Genomic DNA, 14218 nt, shown 5'->3' with positions numbered 1-14218 from the left:
CCGGTGATCATTTCGCGTCGGCATAGCACTCCACCACCGCCGTCGTGAACGGAAACCGCACCGGCGTCTCGCCGAACGTCAGTCGGCCGGCCAGCGCCGACGCCTCCCCGATCGCCGCCACGACCGCCTCGGTCTCCTCCTCGGGACAGTGCACGATCACCTCGTCGTGCTGGAAGAAGACCAGTTCGGCCGCCATCCCCGCCAAGGCCTGCCGCAGCGCGGCGAGCAGCAGCAGGGCCCAGTCGGCGGCGCTGCCCTGCACCACGAAGTTCCGGGCGAACCGGCCGCGGGCACGGGTGTTGCTGGAGGCGTACCCCGGCACCCAGGCGTCCTCGCCGGAAGCGGACTGTCCGGCCGGTTCGTCCTGAGGGATGCCCGCCTCCTCCGCGTCACCCGCCCCGGCCGCCGGCGGGCACGTCCGCCCCAGCCAGGTCCGCACCAGCCGGCCCTCCTCGCCCGCGCGGGCCGCGTCGTCGACGTACGCCACCGCCTTGGGAAAACGGCGTCTGAGCGCGGCGAGGTTCTTCAGGCCGTCACCGGAGGTCTGGCCGTAGACCGCGCCGAGCACGGCGAGCTTGGCCTGGGCGCGGTCGCCGGAGAAGGCTCGGTCGGAGACGGACTGGTAGAGGTCGCTCTCGCGTCCGGCCACCTCCATGAGCCCCGGGTCGCGGGAGATGGCCGCCAGTACCCGCGGTTCCATCTGGTCGGCATCCGCCACGACGAGCCGCCAGCCGGGGTCGGCGACCACCGCACGCCGGATGACCTTGGGGATCTGGAGGGCGCCGCCGCCGTTGGTGACCCATCTGCCCGTGACGGTCCCGCCCGCCAGGAACTCGGGCCGGAAGCGGCCGTCCCGCACCCAGTCCTGGAGCCAGGACCAGCCGTGCGCGACCCAGATGCGGTACAGCTTCTTGTACTCGACCAGCGGCTTCACGGCCGGGTGGTCCAGGGACTCGATCTCCCAGCGGCGGGTCGACTTCACCTTGATCCCGGCCTGTGCGAACGCCTTGATGACATCGGCGGGCAGATCGGGCCGCACCCGCCGCCCGAACGCCGCCGACACCTCGTCCGCCAGCTCGGCGAGGCGCCGTGGCTCGCCGCCACCGGCGTACCGCTCGCCGAGCAGTTCGTGCAGCACCCGGCGGTGGGTCTCGGCGCTCCACGGCAGCCCGGAGCGGTTCATCTCGGCGGCCACCAGCATCCCCGCCGACTCGGCGGCGGTCAGCAGCCGCATCCGGTCGGGGTGCGCGGTGGTGTCGTGCCGCCGCTGCTGGTCGGCGTAGACCTCGACGAGGTCGGTCAGCGGCAGATGGACGCTCTGCGGTTCGAACAGGGGTGACTGCGATCCCGGTTCGGCGGCGCGCTGGGGCGGGTCGGGGGGTACGGGGCCGCCGCGCAGCCGGGCCAGGGCGGCGGCGGCCGAGCGGGGCTCGCCGTAGCGCCCGGCGTGGCCGAGCAGGAGGGTCTCGGCGTCCTCGATGTCGTAGCACCGCTCCACCCGCACCCCCGCGGCGAGCAGACGCGGATAGACCTCGGCGGTGGACCGCCACACCCACCGGGCCACCTCCGGCCGCCCCCGCACGGCCTCGGCCAGGTTCCCCTCCCGCCGCACCGGCCCGACGGGCAGCCCGGCGGGCCCGAGGGCGGCCACCTCCACGCCACCGTCCTCGGCCGGAGCGAGAGCCCAGCGGTCGGTCATGCCTGCGAGTCTGCCAGGCCCTTCTGACAACGGACCTTTCGGACAGCGGCGGGTGCGACCGATCCGGCGACCCGCCGTGTTCGGGGCCTGGTGTGCGAGGCTCCGAGCCGCGTCGGCTCCCAGGACTGGGAGAACGTCCGCTGCCCGCGCGCGGGAACGGCACTCCCCGCCCGCGCGGCGCGAACGCGTCCCCGTCCGAGCGGAACGGCCGTCAGCGGCCGGCACCCGAACGACAGAGCCGACGCCGCCCCCGGCGGAAAGGCGCCGCCGCGTGGACTCGCGCCAAGCACGTCCCGCCGCCCCGGAGTTCGGAGTCCCGGAGTCCCGGAGTCCCATCGGCCTGCCGTCCCGCCGGAAAGACGCCTTCCCGCCAGCCCCCGACGCGTTCTCCCGGCGGCCCGAACGGCCCCGACAGAACGGCCCCTCCACACGAACCGCGCCGGGGCCTCCCAGCTGCCCCGCCCCACCCCGGCGACCTCCCTCAGCCCTGCTCGCCCCCGCCCCCCTGCGCCTTCACATACCCCTCCAGCTCCTTGGCGACGGCACCTTCCACCGCCCCCTTCTCGATGCCGAGGCCGGCCAGGACGCCCGCGCCGTGCTCGAACTCCAGGAGGGCCAGCAGGATGTGTTCGGTGCCGATGTAGTTGTGGCCCAGCCGGAGCGCCTCGCGGAAGGTGAGTTCCAGGACCTTCTTGGCGTCGGAGCCGTACGGGATGAGCTCGGGGACTTCCTCGGCGGCCGGCGGGAGCGCGTCGGTCGCGGCCTGGCGGACGGCGTCGAGGGTGACCCCCTGTGCGACGAGCGCCTTGGCGGCGAGGCCCTCCGGTTCGGCCAGCAGGCCGAGGACGAGGTGTTCGGGACGGCCCTCGGGGTTGCGGGCGGTGATGGCCGCGTTGTGGGCCGACATCACCACGTTGCGGGCCCGGGGGGTGTACCGGCTGAAGCCCTGGTCGGCGTTCAAATCCGCCGACTCCTTCGGCACGAACCGCTTCTGGGCCGCCTGCCGGGTGACTCCCATGCTCCTGCCGATGTCCGTCCAGGAGGCGCCCGAACGCCGGGCCTGGTCCACGAAGTGGCCGATCAGATGGTCGGCCACCTCCCCGAGGTGATCGGCGGCGATCACCGCGTCCTGGAGCTGGTCGAGGGGCTCGACATGGACCTTCTTGATGGCCGTGATGAGGTCGTCGAGCCGTACGGATGACGTGATCTCGGAGTTCGTCATGCTGTCAACCTTAGGTTGACACCCTGCCACTGTCAACCCGGGGTTGCCTCTACTTCGGAGAGGCCGCCAGCCGCACCGCGAGCCCCGTGAACACCGTCCCCGAGGCGATGTTCATCCACCGGTTGACGCGCGCACTGCGCCGAAGGGCGCTGCCGAGCCGCCCGGAGAGCAGTCCCACACTGCCGTCCCAGAGGAACCCCATGACCACGAGCGTCATCCCGAGCAGCAGCAACTGCCCCGGGACGTGACCGAGCGACGGGTCCACGAACTGGGGCAGGAAGGCCACGTTGAAGAGGATCACCTTGGGGTTGAGCAGGTTGGTGACGGCTCCCTGCCAGAAGGCCCGTCGCATCCCCGCCCCGCCGGCGACGCCCGCACCCTCATCCGGAACCGACCGGTCCCGGAACGCCTTCACCGCCAGGTGGAGCAGATAGGCCGCTCCCGCCCAGCGCAGCACGTGGTACAGCGTCGGCAGCGTGTTGAACAGCGCCGACAGCCCGGCCGCCGCCGCGACCGTGTGCACGAGCATGGCGCAGGCCACGCCGAACGCGGCCATCACCCCGGCGGCGGGTCCGCCCCGGCCGCCCATCGCCACGATGAACATCATGTCGGGACCGGGAGTGACGCAGAGCGCGAAGGCGGCCACGAGAAAGGCCGCGTACAGAGACATGTCCACCATGCCGCCATGCTCGAAGCGGCACACGCGCGTGGGCGACCGATTTTCGGGGAGTGAGACGATCGCCCCGTGAGCAGCAGTAAGAGCGACAGCGCGGGCGACGGCCCGACCACCACCGTCGACCGCGCCTTCCGTACCGCCCTCTACGCCGACGACGACTCCGCCCTGGACACCGGTGCCTCCCTTCTCGCCGCCGACCCCACGACGGACGCCGAACTGGCCCGGCGCGGCGGCGAGTTCGTGGCGCAGGCCTGGCGGCGCGGCTGGCAGCCCGCCGACGTCGTACGGATCGTGCGGCGCGAACTGGACGACGCGCATGTGCGCCTCGCCACGGCCCTGATCCGTGCCCAGGCCCCCGACGACCGTCCGCGCGGCCCCCGCTGGACCGCCCAGCTCGCCCAGCTGGAGGAGTGCGACGGGAACACCCCCCGACCCGACCGCTTCACGCACGCCACCGCCGTACTGGAGCTGTACCGCCTGCTGCTGCGCCTGCCCGCGCTGGAGCCGCTGGAGGATTCCCGGCGGGAGCACGGGGGGCACAGGGAGCACAAGGGGGACGCCCGCATGCTCGGCCGTATCCGCGCCCTGCTCGCCAAGGCGGAGGCGACCGGCTACCCCGAGGAGGCGGAGGCGCTCACCGCCAAGGCGCAGGAGCTGATGGCCCGGCACAGTGTCGACGAGGCGCTGCTCGACGCCCGGGCGCCCGCGAAGGACACCCCCGGTGCCTGCCGGATCGGGGTCGAGCCGCCATACGAGCAGGCGAAGGCGGTGCTCCTCGACGCGGTCGCCACCGCCAACCACTGCCGGGCGGTGTGGAACGAACCGTTCGCCTTCTCCACGGTCGTCGGTTTCGAGGGCGACCTGGAGGCGGTCGAGCTGCTGTACACCTCGCTGCTCGTGCAGGCGCAGTCCGCGATGGCGCGGGCGGAGGCGGCCCAGCGGGCGGGTGGCCGCAAGCGCACCAAGACCTTCCGGCAGTCCTTCCTCGCGGCCTACGCCCACCGCGTCGGCGACCGCCTGCGCACCGCCGCCGCAGCCCCGGTGACCGACGACGTGCTGCCCGTCCTCGCCTCCCGCGAGGTCGCCGTCACCGACCGCATGGACCGGATGTTCCCGCAGACCACCACGACCCGGCTGCGCGGCGTCAGCGACGAGGCGGGCTGGACCGAGGGCGCCCGGGCGGCCGACCGGGCGCAGGTCGGAAACCGGCCCCGGCTCAGTCCCCGGCCTGAGTGAAGGCGCTGACGGAGGCGTTCGGGGCGTCGGGGTTGTCGCTGCGGCCCGCGACCGGGCCGTACGACCACTTGTAGCTCTTCGCGGTCCCGGCCCCCGGCAGGGCGATGTTCAGCGTCTTCACGTCGAGGCTCGCCTTGCCGCCCGCCTCGCCGCGCGTGTAGGTGAGGGTGAAGGTGGCGGCCGTGCCCTTGGCCAGGGTCAGCTTCGTGGATTTCGTGCCTTCTTCGGGCGAGACGTTCACCGACGAGTCGGTGGCGTTCAGGTCGATGCCGGGGAAGCCGTCCAGCGTGCACTCGGCGCTCTGGTTGGTGAGCGTGACGGGGATGTTGCCGGTGTCCCCGGCGGCGGGTGCCACGTTTGCGGGTCCGACCTCCACGTCCATGTGGGCGATCCGGCACGTGGTGCCGTTGCTCGGGCTCGCGGCGGCGCTGTCACCGCCGGAGCTGTCGCTGCCACTGGAGCAGCCGGTCAGGAGCAGGGCCGCGGCGAGGGCGGTGGCGGCAAGGGGGGCGGCGCGCATGTGCAGTCCTCTGATGTGAGCGATCCGGTGCATGGATCATCACGCATGGCGGGACGCCACGGTTGCCCGCCCCCGACGAGGCCTTCCCTACGACCCCGGGCTCGCCGTCAGGAACCCGCTCGGCAGTCTGCCGCCCTTGGCCCGGGTGTAGGTCTCCTGGCCGACGCCGCCCTCCCAGTTCACCTTGAGGGTGTTCTTGTCGACCGACACGACCTTCCCGTTCACCCGGTCCTTGCTGCCGTCCGTGCACTTCAGGCGGATCGCGTCGGTACTCGCGGAGCCGCTGCACACCGTGCCGCCGGTGACGAAGAGCCCGGCCTGGTCGCCGTTGACCAGCAGCGCCACGGCCTTGCCGCCGGTGGTCGCCAGCCAGCTGCCCGCCACCTCGCCGGACGCGGACGACGAGGAGGACGACGTACCGCCGGTGCCCCCGGAAGCGGAAGCCGAGGCGGACGCCGACGACGAGACGGTCGTACTGGAGCCGGGCGACGGCTCGTCGTCCGAGCCCCCGCCGCTGCACGCGGTCAGGACGAGCACGCCCGCCAGCCCCGCGGCCGCGAGCCCCGCCCGCCGACGCGACACGGTGCGGGAGAAGGTCGCCGTAGTCACTGGAAGCTCCAAGCTGTAGCGGTCGGCCGTACGGGACCGCAGCAAGCTACCAGCACCACCCGTGAGGGTTACCAGGAGGATTTGCGGACGCCTGGCAGATGTCCCGCGTGCGCCTGCTCGCGCAGACCCACCCGGGACAGCCCGAAGGCCCGGAAGTAGCCGCGCGGCCGCCCGTCGACCTGGTCGCGGTTACGCACGCGCGTGGCGCTCGCGTCCCGCGGCTGCCGGCGCAACTCCTCCCGCGCGGCGAGCCGTTCGGCGTCCGTGGCCGAGGGCCTGCGGATGATCTCCTTCAACTCGGCCCGCCGCACGGCGTACCGGGCGACGATCTCCTGGCGCTTCTCGTTCTTCGCGATCTTGCTCTTCTTCGCCATACCGGTGCTCCCCTCGAATCCTCAGACCCGCACACCGCGCGCGCGGATCCGCGCCACGGCCGCCTCGACGCCGATCGAGTCGACGGTCTTGATGCCCTTGGTGCTCAGGCGCAGCCGCACGTACCGGCCCTCGCTCGGCAGCCAGTAGCGCTTGGACTGGATGTTGGGGTCGAAGCGGCGCGAGGTGCGCCGGTGGGAGTGGGAGATGCGGTTGCCGAAGCCCGGCTGGGCGCCGGTCAGCATGCAGTGGGCGGACACGGGTGATGCACCTCTCTCGGAGCAGATGTGTAAATGGAATTCATTTTCAGTAAGATAGCAGCATGGCACGCAACGAACTCCGCCCGGCCATCAAGCTCCGGTCCACCGCCGGGACCGGCTTCACCTATGTGACCCGCAAGAACCGCCGCAACGACCCGGACCGTATGACCCTGCGCAAGTACGACCCGGTCGTCTCCCGGCATGTCGACTTCCGAGAGGAGCGCTGACCATGCGCGAGGGAATCCACCCGTCCTACGGCCCCGTCGTCTTCCGTGACCGTGCCGCCGACCACGCGTTCCTCACCCGTTCGACGATGACCGGCGAGAAGACGATCGAGTGGGAGGACGGCCACACCTACCCGGTCGTGGACGTCGAGATCTCGAACGTCAGCCACCCCTTCTACACCGGCACGGCCCGCGTCCTGGACACCGCCGGCCGCGTGGAGCGCTTCGAGCGCCGGTACGGAAAGAAGGGCTGATGCTCTCCGTCGTGATCGTCGGCGGGCTGCACGCCGACGCGCGCAAGGCGGCCGTCGCACAGCTCCTCGCCGACGTGCCGGGCAGTGTCGTCCTCCACCACGACCTGGCGACGGCCGCGGCCGGCACGGTCGTCCGGACGATCCGCGACGCCAACGGCCTCCTGTCCGCCGGTGAGACGCCCCTGGTCAACGACTGCGCGTGCTGCGCGCTCCGGGACGACCTGGTCCCGGAGCTGCGCCGCCTGGACGCGGCCGGGACGCTGCGCCTCGCGGTCGTCGAGCTGTGGGACTCCGTCGAGCCCAAGGCGATGGCCGAGGTGGTCGCGGCCGGCGGCCTCACGGTCACCGGCGTGATCACCGCGGTCGACCCGGCGCTCGTCCTGCCCTGCCTCGGCAACGGCGACGACCTCGCCGACCGCGGCCTCGCCGCCGCGGCCACCGACCAGCGCACGGTCGCCGACACCTTCGCCCGCCAACTGGAGTACGCCCCCGTCCTCGCCGTCCTCGACTCACCGGAGGCCGACGAGGAGGACCACGAACTCCTCGCCCAGCTCCATCCGACGGCCCGCCGGGTCCCGATCCGTGACGGCGAGCAGACCGACGAGGCGGGCACCGATCCGGTACGGCACCGCGCGCACTCGCCCCTCGCCCGTGCCGCCCTCGCCGGATTCGACGTGGAGTCCGCCGCGGCCGCCCAGCACCCCGCCTGTGCCCTGCTGCCCGCCGAGGCGGACGCGCACGGGGTCGCCACGCTCGTCTGGCACCGTCGTCGGCCCTTCCCCCGGAGCGGCTGTACGAGGCGCTGGAGGACATCACCTGTGCGGCCGCCCGCAGCCGGGGCCGGTTCTGGCTCGCCGACAAGCCGGACGTCCTGCTGCACTGGGACGCGGCCGGCGGCGCCCTGTGCGTGGAGAGCGCGGGTCCGTGGCTGGCGTCGCTCCCGGACGCGGCCTGGGACATGGTCCCGCCGGTGCGCCGGGCGGCCGCCGCGATGGACTGGCACCCCGAGCACGGCGACTGCTGCCAGCACCTCGTCTTCACCTCGCCCGGCCTCGACCGCGACGGACTCGAGCGGCTCCTGGAGTCCTGCCTGCTCACCGACGCCGAGTACGCCGCCGGACGCGACGCCTGGAAGCGCCTCCCGCCCGCCTTCGACACCCTCCTGGAGGCCTGATGCCTCGCAAGCCCGACCGGAAGTCCGACCGCAAGCCCGCCAAGGACCGCCCCAACCCGCTGGACGCCGCCAAGATCACCTACATCGGCTACAAGGACACCGACCTGCTGCGGAAGTTCATCTCCGACCGCGGCAAGATCCGCAGCCGACGAGTGACCCGCGTGTCGGCCCAGCAGCAACGACAGCTCTCCCGCGCCATCAAGAACGCCCGCGAGATGGCACTGCTGCCGTACTCCAGCAGGTGAGGCCCTATAGGTAGGAGTTTCCCTACGGTTGACGCGTAGGGAAACTCCTACCTATCCTCGGAGTATGAGCATCACTCACGCCTCCTTCGTCACCCTCCCCGTCTCCGACCAGGACCGCGCCCTGCGCTTCTACACCGAGGTCCTCGGTCTGACCGTCACCGCCGACCGGGACCTGCCCCAGGGGCGCTGGCTCCAGGTGGCCCCCGAGGGCGCGCAGACCGTGTTCACGCTCTCCGATCCGGGCATGGGCGGCTTCGAGCCCGGCTCCGCCCGGGGGATCATGTTGGTCACGACCGACGTCGACGCGGACTGTGCGCGGCTCACGGAGGCCGGGACCCCGGTTCAGGGGCCCGACGAGCTCCCGTGGGGCCGCATGGCCTCCTTCACGGACCCCGACGGCAACGGTCTGATGCTGCTGACCGAGGCACACCAGTAGGAAGGCCGGCATGACCGCACCGGGAGCCGTCGAGGCCGGGACCACCGAGGCCGACGCGGACCGCGTCTTCGCCGCGCTCGCCAGCGCCGTACGCCGCGAGGTGCTGCGGCTGCTGCGCGACGGCGGGCCGCAGCCCGTCCAGGCGCTGGCCGACCACTTCGACATGCGGCGCCCGAGCCTGTCCGAGCATCTGAGGGTGCTGCGCGAGGCCGGCCTCGTCGCCGAGCAGCGCTCCGGCCGGCAGCGCATCTACCGACTGGAGGCGGCGCCCCTCGCCGAGGTGCAGGACTGGCTCCATCCGTACGAGCGGTTCTGGCGCGGCCGGTTGAAGGACCTGGGCGCCCTGCTCGACCGCATGCCCGACGATGACGTGACATGAGCAACGCACCCGACGACGACCTCACGGTCATCCGCGTCGACCAGTTCTTCCCGCACCCGCCCGCCAAGGTCTGGCGCGCCCTCACCGAGCCCGAGCTGCTCGTGCAGTGGCAGATGCAGGGGGCGGAGGCGTTCCGTCTTGAGGTCGGACACCGCTACACCATGACCTCCGTCCCGCGACCGAACTCGAACTTCTCCGGCACCGTCGACGTGGAGGTTCTCGCCTACGAGCCGCAGCGGATGCTCAGACTCCGGTGGACCGACGCCGATCCGGCCAACTCCGCGGACTGGACCGTCACATGGAAGGTGGAACAGGAAGGGCGCGGTACGCGTCTCTTCCTAGTGCACGAGGGATTCGATCCCGACGATCCCGCTCAGCTGATGGCCCGGACGATCATGGACGGGGGCTGGCGGACCCATGTGATGCGGGCTCTGGGGCACACGATGGAACGTATCTAGCGCCCCACGCGTCACATCTGTAACCACGGGAACACCCCTCGTGCACGTGCATCTGCTCATGCACCTGCACGTGAACAGAGCTATGATCCGGACCAGTTGATTACTGCATCACTGGCCACAAGGCCACCGCACCACCGGGGAGCGACCTGTGGACCTCGACGTGTACAACGGCATGACGGCCACGGATCTGCGCGGGGTGGCCTGGCAGAAGAGCAGACACAGCAACTCGCAGGGTTCCTGCGTGGAGTTCGCGCGCCTGCCGGACGGGGGAGTTGCGGTTCGCAACTCCCGCTTCCCGGACGGCCCCGCGCTCGTCTACACGCGCGCGGAGATCGAGGCGATGCTGCTCGGCATCAAGGACGGCGAGTTCGACCACCTGATAGCGGGCTGAGCCCGGGTCACCTGTAGGTGACCCGGGGTAACCGAGGTCGGGCGCCGTGTAACGCGCGTAGAACCGAGGCGTGGTGAAACGCTGCCGTGCATCACTCGGCGGAAGCGGCCGGACCCGCGTGCGGCTGGAGCCGGAACAGCGCCCAGACCACCTTGCCGCCCAGCGCCCCCGCCATCGGGTGCCAGCCCCAGCTGTCACTGAAGGAGTCGACGAGGAACAACCCGCGCCCCGACTCCGCCGAGAAGTCGTCGGAATCGCGCGCGACCGGACTGTCCTGGCTGGGGTCGCGCACCGCGCACACCAGTCGGCCGGTCCATCGCATCAGGTGCAGCCGCACGGGCGGGTTGTGCTCCCCGCCGTGCCCGCTGTTCGCCGGCATCGCGTGCCGCAGCGCGTTGGTGACCAGTTCGGAGACCACGAGACAGATGTCGTCGAAGTGGTCGCCCAGCTCCCACTGGTCGAGCGTTCTGCGGGTGAACCTCCGTGCGTCGCCCACCGCTTCGTAGCGGGCGGGCAGGGAACAGGAGGCGGCGTCGGACACGGCCGCGGGATCCAGCGGCGGAAGGCCCTGCCTTAACGGCTCGAGCATGGTCGATCCATTCATCCCCATGCGAGGCACTCCCGGGAACTCGCGGTCGTTGCGATGCAGCGGTTGCGCGGGACCATGGTTTCGGATGAGCGATGCAGATGCAAGGTGCAGATGCACGTGCACGTGACCGAATTGGGCCTACCCGTACCGCTTGTTGGTCATTTTTTCCGCCATCTTCTCTACAGCTTCTTGCCTCTTCCTCCCCTCTATCTGTCTCGGCCCTGTGCAGAATCTTTGGCTTCTTTCCATATCTGTAATCGGACGAGTACTGCTCGGAGTGTTTTAGTGGCAGACTTCGGCCCCTGAAGACGTTGGGGAGGCTGGCGAACGTGAGCGCGGGAGAGCCCGGATCGGTGGTGCGGCGGATGCTGCTCGGCTCGCAACTCAGGCGGCTGCGTGAGGCACGGGGCATCACGCGCGAGGCGGCGGGCTACTCGATCCGCGCGTCCGAGTCGAAGATCAGCCGGATGGAGTTGGGCCGGGTGAGCTTCAAGACGCGTGACGTGGAAGACCTGTTGACGCTGTACGGCATCACGGACGAGCAGGAGCGGTCCTCGCTCCTCTCCCTCGCCCGCGAGGCCAACGTCGCGGGATGGTGGCACAGTTACTCCGACGTCCTGCCGAGCTGGTTCCCCACCTATGTGGGCCTGGAGGGCGCGGCCTCCCTCATCCGTGTCTACGAAGTCCAGTTCATCCACGGCCTGTTGCAGACCGAGGCGTATGCACGTGCAGTGGTGCGGCGCGGGATGAAGGGCGCGAGCGAGACGGACGTCGAGAAGCGCGTGGCGCTGCGCCTGGAGCGGCAGAAGCACCTGGCCGACGAAAGCGGTCCCGAGTTCCACGTGGTGCTCGACGAGGCGTCCCTGCGCCGCCCGTACGGCGACCGCGCGGTGATGCGCGAACAGCTCCAGCACCTCATCGAGATCTCCGAACGCCCCAACGTACGGCTGCAGATCATGCCGTTCGGCTTCGGCGGGCACTCCGGTGAGAGCGGCGCCTTCACGATCCTCAGCTTCACCGAGTCCGACCTGACGGACGTCGTCTACCTGGAGCAGCTCACCAGCGCGCTCTATCTGGACAAGCGCGAGGACGTCACGCAGTACGAGAAGGCGATGAAGGAACTCCAGCAGGACAGCCCGGGCCCCGACGAGAGCCGGGACCTGCTGCGCGGCCTCCTCCAGCTGTCCTGAAGCGCGCGGGACCTCCACCAGACCCCCGAGGGTTCTCCCCAGAAGATTGCTTAGCGTGCCCAACTGGCGGGCTGCGCAAGTACGATGACGTGTGATCAGACCGTGACGTTGATCGTGTGTCTGCTAGTGATTTGGGGATCACATGTCGTCGTACTTCACTGACCTGGCCCAGCAGTACATCGACGGTGAGTGGCGCCCGGGCACAGGCTCCTGGGACATCATCGACTTCAACCCGTACGACGACGAGAAGCTGGCGTCGATCACGATAGCCACGGTCGACGAGGTCGACGAGGCGTACCGGGCCGCCGCCCGTGCGCAGAAGAAGTGGGCCGAGACCAACCCCTACGCCCGCCGCGCGGTGTTCGAGAAGGCGCTCAGGCTGATCGAGGAGCGCGAGGGGGAGATCGCCGAGGCGATCATCGCGGAACTCGGCGGCACCCGCCTGAAGGCCGGCTTCGAACTCCACCTCGCCAAGGAGTTCCTGCGCGAGGCGGTCAACCTGTCGCTGCGCCCCGAGGGCAAAATCATCCCCTCGCCGGTGGACGGTAAGGAGAACCGCGTCTACCGCGTGCCGGTCGGCGTCGTGGGCGTGATCAGCCCCTTCAACTTCCCCTTTCTGCTGTCGATCAAGTCGGTCGCCCCCGCGCTCGCGCTCGGTAACGCCGTCGTCCTCAAGCCGCACCAGAACACCCCGATCGTCGGCGGCTCGCTGGTCGCGAAGATCTTCGAGGACGCGGGACTGCCCGGCGGTCTGCTCAACGTCGTCATCACCGACATCGCCGAGATCGGCGACGCCTTCCTGGAGCACCCGGTCCCGAAGGTCATCTCCTTCACCGGCTCCGACAAGGTCGGCCGCCACGTGGCCACCGTCTGCGCCTCGCACTTCAAGCGCTCGGTCCTCGAACTGGGCGGCAACAGCGCCCTCGTGGTCCTCGACGACGCCGACATCGACTACGCGGTCGACGCCGCCGTCTTCAGCCGGTACGTCCACCAGGGCCAGGTCTGCATGGCCGCCAACCGCGTCCTGGTCGACCGTACGGTCGCCGAGGAGTTCACCGAGAAGTTCGTCGCCAAGGTGCGGACCCTGAAGGCCGGCGACCCGCGCGACCCCGAGACCATCATCGGCCCGGTCATCAACTCCTCGCAGGCCGAAGCCATTTCGGGGGCGGTCCGGCAGGCGATCGCCGACGGTGCGACCGCCCTGGTGCACGGCGGCACGACCAACAACCTGGTCGAGCCGTCCGTCCTCACGGACCTGCCCGCGAACTCGCCCCTCCTCAAGCAGGAGCTCTTCGGCCCGGTCGCCCTCCTCGTCACCTTCGACGGCGAGGAGGAGGCCGTCCGCCTGGTCAACGACACCCCGTACGGCCTCAGCGGCGCCGTCCACACCGCGAACATCGAGCGCGGTGTCGCCTTCGCCAAGCAGATCGACACCGGCATGTTCCACGTCAACGACGGCACCGTCCACGACGAGCCGATCGTCCCCTTCGGCGGCGAGAAGCACTCCGGCATCGGCCGCCTGAACGGCGACACCATGCTGGACTCCTTCACCACCACCAAGTGGATCTCGGTCCAGCACGGCCGGAGCGGCTTCCCGTTCTGATGTCCCGCGGAGGACGGCCGCCACGGCCCTTCAGGACCGAACCTGTCCTGAAGGGTCCGTAGTTTCGTGGGTGTCGGGGGAAGGCCCCCGAGCCCGACGAAAGGCGGCTGTCATGGTCACTCACGTTCCCTCGGAGGAGTACGGCGACGAGCGCGGGGCGCTCCTGTCCTTCCTGGAGGAGCAGCGCGGCGGGATCCGGCGCGCGGTGCTCGGGCTGACGCACGAGCAGGCCGTGAGCCGGCCGAGCGTGAGCGAGCTCTCCCTGGCCGGGCTGGTCAAGCATGTCGCCGAGACCGAGCAGGGCTGGATCGCCCGGGCCAAGGGCGAGGAGCCGGCCGTGCAGCGGGACCCGTCGAACTGGCACGAGTGTTTCGCCCTGGTCGACGGCGAGACCGTCGAGTCACAGCTGGCGTACTGGGAGAAGGTGGCCGCCGAGACGGAGGCGTTCGCCCGCTCGGCGCCGAGCCTCGACGACACCTTCCCGCTCCCGGACCAGCCCTGGTTCCCGCCGGAGGGCCGGGTCTCCGTGCGCTGGGTGCTGCTGCACCTGATCCGGGAGACGGCCCGCCATGCCGGGCACGCCGACATCATCCGGGAGTCCCTGGACGGGAAGACCGCGTTCGAGCTGGTGGCGCTCGCCGAAAAGTGAGGCCCTGACCTCGCCGAAAACCGAGGCCATAA

At 70.7% G+C, this 14218-nt stretch carries 19 protein-coding genes and 1 pseudogene; 12 read left to right on the top strand and 8 right to left on the bottom strand.

The features are described 5' to 3' along the window. Positions 1-7 precede the first annotated feature (7 nt). From ABZT02_RS37375 to ABZT02_RS37365, 3 genes are all read right to left on the bottom strand, one after another. The gene (locus ABZT02_RS37375; RefSeq protein ID WP_356025849.1) at positions 8-1699 is read right to left on the bottom strand and encodes a bifunctional 3'-5' exonuclease/DNA polymerase; all 1692 of its coding nucleotides are present in this window, start codon (positions 1697-1699) and stop codon (positions 8-10) included. Between the two features lie 481 nt (positions 1700-2180). Then, entirely contained in the window at positions 2181-2921 is a 741-nt protein-coding gene (locus tag ABZT02_RS37370) for a Clp protease N-terminal domain-containing protein (protein ID WP_356025846.1), read from the bottom strand. A 49-nt stretch (positions 2922-2970) separates the two neighbouring features. Next, a complete protein-coding gene (locus tag ABZT02_RS37365) occupies positions 2971-3600 on the bottom strand; it encodes a LysE family translocator (RefSeq protein WP_356025844.1) in 630 nt (209 codons plus the stop codon). A gap of 66 nt (positions 3601-3666) precedes the next feature. Between ABZT02_RS37365 and ABZT02_RS37360 the strand changes: the two genes are divergently transcribed. Next, positions 3667-4833 carry a DUF2786 domain-containing protein gene (locus ABZT02_RS37360; RefSeq protein WP_356025842.1) on the top strand — a complete coding sequence of 389 codons (1167 nt, stop codon included), beginning with the start codon at positions 3667-3669 and terminating at the stop codon, positions 4831-4833. On the opposite strand, the gene ABZT02_RS37355 is transcribed toward ABZT02_RS37360, so the two are convergent. The 4 genes from ABZT02_RS37355 to rpmB form a co-directional block, all read right to left on the bottom strand. Beyond that, positions 4814-5353: a DUF4232 domain-containing protein gene (locus ABZT02_RS37355; RefSeq protein ID WP_356025840.1), complete on the bottom strand. Its 540-nt coding sequence runs from the start codon at positions 5351-5353 to the stop codon at positions 4814-4816. The genes ABZT02_RS37360 and ABZT02_RS37355 overlap by 20 nt on opposite strands. A gap of 87 nt (positions 5354-5440) precedes the next feature. Then, positions 5441-5962 (bottom strand): hypothetical protein, encoded by a 522-nt coding sequence (locus ABZT02_RS37350; protein ID WP_356025839.1) that lies wholly within the window; start codon positions 5960-5962, stop codon positions 5441-5443. A 68-nt stretch (positions 5963-6030) separates the two neighbouring features. Beyond that, the gene (rpsN, locus tag ABZT02_RS37345; protein WP_356025837.1) at positions 6031-6336 is read right to left on the bottom strand and encodes a 30S ribosomal protein S14; all 306 of its coding nucleotides are present in this window, start codon (positions 6334-6336) and stop codon (positions 6031-6033) included. Positions 6337-6357: 21 nt separating this feature from the next. After that, entirely contained in the window at positions 6358-6594 is a 237-nt protein-coding gene (rpmB, locus tag ABZT02_RS37340) for a 50S ribosomal protein L28 (RefSeq protein WP_352387865.1), read from the bottom strand. A 62-nt stretch (positions 6595-6656) separates the two neighbouring features. Here rpmB and rpmG point away from each other — a divergent pair, with 62 nt between their 5' ends. The 8 genes and pseudogenes from rpmG (at position 6657) to ABZT02_RS37300 (ending at position 10155) form a co-directional block, all read left to right on the top strand. Next, positions 6657-6821 (top strand): 50S ribosomal protein L33, encoded by a 165-nt coding sequence (gene rpmG, locus ABZT02_RS37335; protein ID WP_356025834.1) that lies wholly within the window; start codon positions 6657-6659, stop codon positions 6819-6821. Positions 6822-6823: 2 nt separating this feature from the next. Continuing rightward, entirely contained in the window at positions 6824-7072 is a 249-nt protein-coding gene (locus tag ABZT02_RS37330) for a type B 50S ribosomal protein L31 (RefSeq protein WP_356025832.1), read from the top strand. After that, a pseudogene (locus ABZT02_RS37325) lies at positions 7072-8246 on the top strand (GTP-binding protein). Before ABZT02_RS37330 ends, ABZT02_RS37325 begins: the two are co-directional and overlap by 1 nt. Continuing rightward, the gene (rpsR, locus tag ABZT02_RS37320; protein WP_356025829.1) at positions 8246-8491 is read left to right on the top strand and encodes a 30S ribosomal protein S18; all 246 of its coding nucleotides are present in this window, start codon (positions 8246-8248) and stop codon (positions 8489-8491) included. Before ABZT02_RS37325 ends, rpsR begins: the two are co-directional and overlap by 1 nt. Before the next feature lie 64 nt (positions 8492-8555). Further along, positions 8556-8927, top strand: coding sequence for a VOC family protein (locus ABZT02_RS37315; RefSeq protein ID WP_356025826.1), 372 nt, complete (start codon positions 8556-8558; stop codon positions 8925-8927). Between the two features lie 10 nt (positions 8928-8937). Next, positions 8938-9306: a metalloregulator ArsR/SmtB family transcription factor gene (locus ABZT02_RS37310; protein WP_356025824.1), complete on the top strand. Its 369-nt coding sequence runs from the start codon at positions 8938-8940 to the stop codon at positions 9304-9306. Then, entirely contained in the window at positions 9303-9764 is a 462-nt protein-coding gene (locus tag ABZT02_RS37305; protein WP_356025822.1) for an SRPBCC domain-containing protein, read from the top strand. Before ABZT02_RS37310 ends, ABZT02_RS37305 begins: the two co-directional genes overlap by 4 nt. A 148-nt stretch (positions 9765-9912) precedes the next feature. Further along, positions 9913-10155 carry a DUF397 domain-containing protein gene (locus tag ABZT02_RS37300; protein ID WP_031042736.1) on the top strand — a complete coding sequence of 81 codons (243 nt, stop codon included), beginning with the start codon at positions 9913-9915 and terminating at the stop codon, positions 10153-10155. Positions 10156-10246: 91 nt separating this feature from the next. On the opposite strand, the gene ABZT02_RS37295 is transcribed toward ABZT02_RS37300, so the two are convergent. After that, positions 10247-10744, bottom strand: a complete 498-nt coding sequence (locus ABZT02_RS37295; protein ID WP_356025819.1) for an ATP-binding protein — start codon at positions 10742-10744, stop codon at positions 10247-10249. A 365-nt stretch (positions 10745-11109) separates the two neighbouring features. Here ABZT02_RS37295 and ABZT02_RS37290 point away from each other — a divergent pair, with 365 nt between their 5' ends. From ABZT02_RS37290 to ABZT02_RS37280, 3 genes are all read left to right on the top strand, one after another. Then, positions 11110-11934, top strand: a complete 825-nt coding sequence (locus ABZT02_RS37290; protein ID WP_356025906.1) for a helix-turn-helix transcriptional regulator — start codon at positions 11110-11112, stop codon at positions 11932-11934. Positions 11935-12076: 142 nt separating this feature from the next. Continuing rightward, positions 12077-13537 (top strand): aldehyde dehydrogenase family protein, encoded by a 1461-nt coding sequence (locus tag ABZT02_RS37285; protein ID WP_356025817.1) that lies wholly within the window; start codon positions 12077-12079, stop codon positions 13535-13537. A 112-nt stretch (positions 13538-13649) separates the two neighbouring features. Continuing rightward, the gene (locus ABZT02_RS37280) at positions 13650-14186 is read left to right on the top strand and encodes a DinB family protein (protein WP_356025815.1); all 537 of its coding nucleotides are present in this window, start codon (positions 13650-13652) and stop codon (positions 14184-14186) included. Positions 14187-14218: the final 32 nt, after the last annotated feature.

This window comes from Streptomyces sp. NPDC005402 (assembly GCF_040606575.1).
Classification (GTDB): Bacteria; Actinomycetota; Actinomycetes; order Streptomycetales; family Streptomycetaceae; genus Streptomyces.
Note: the sequence above shows the minus strand (reverse complement) of the source record. Positions and strands in the feature narration are given on the sequence as shown.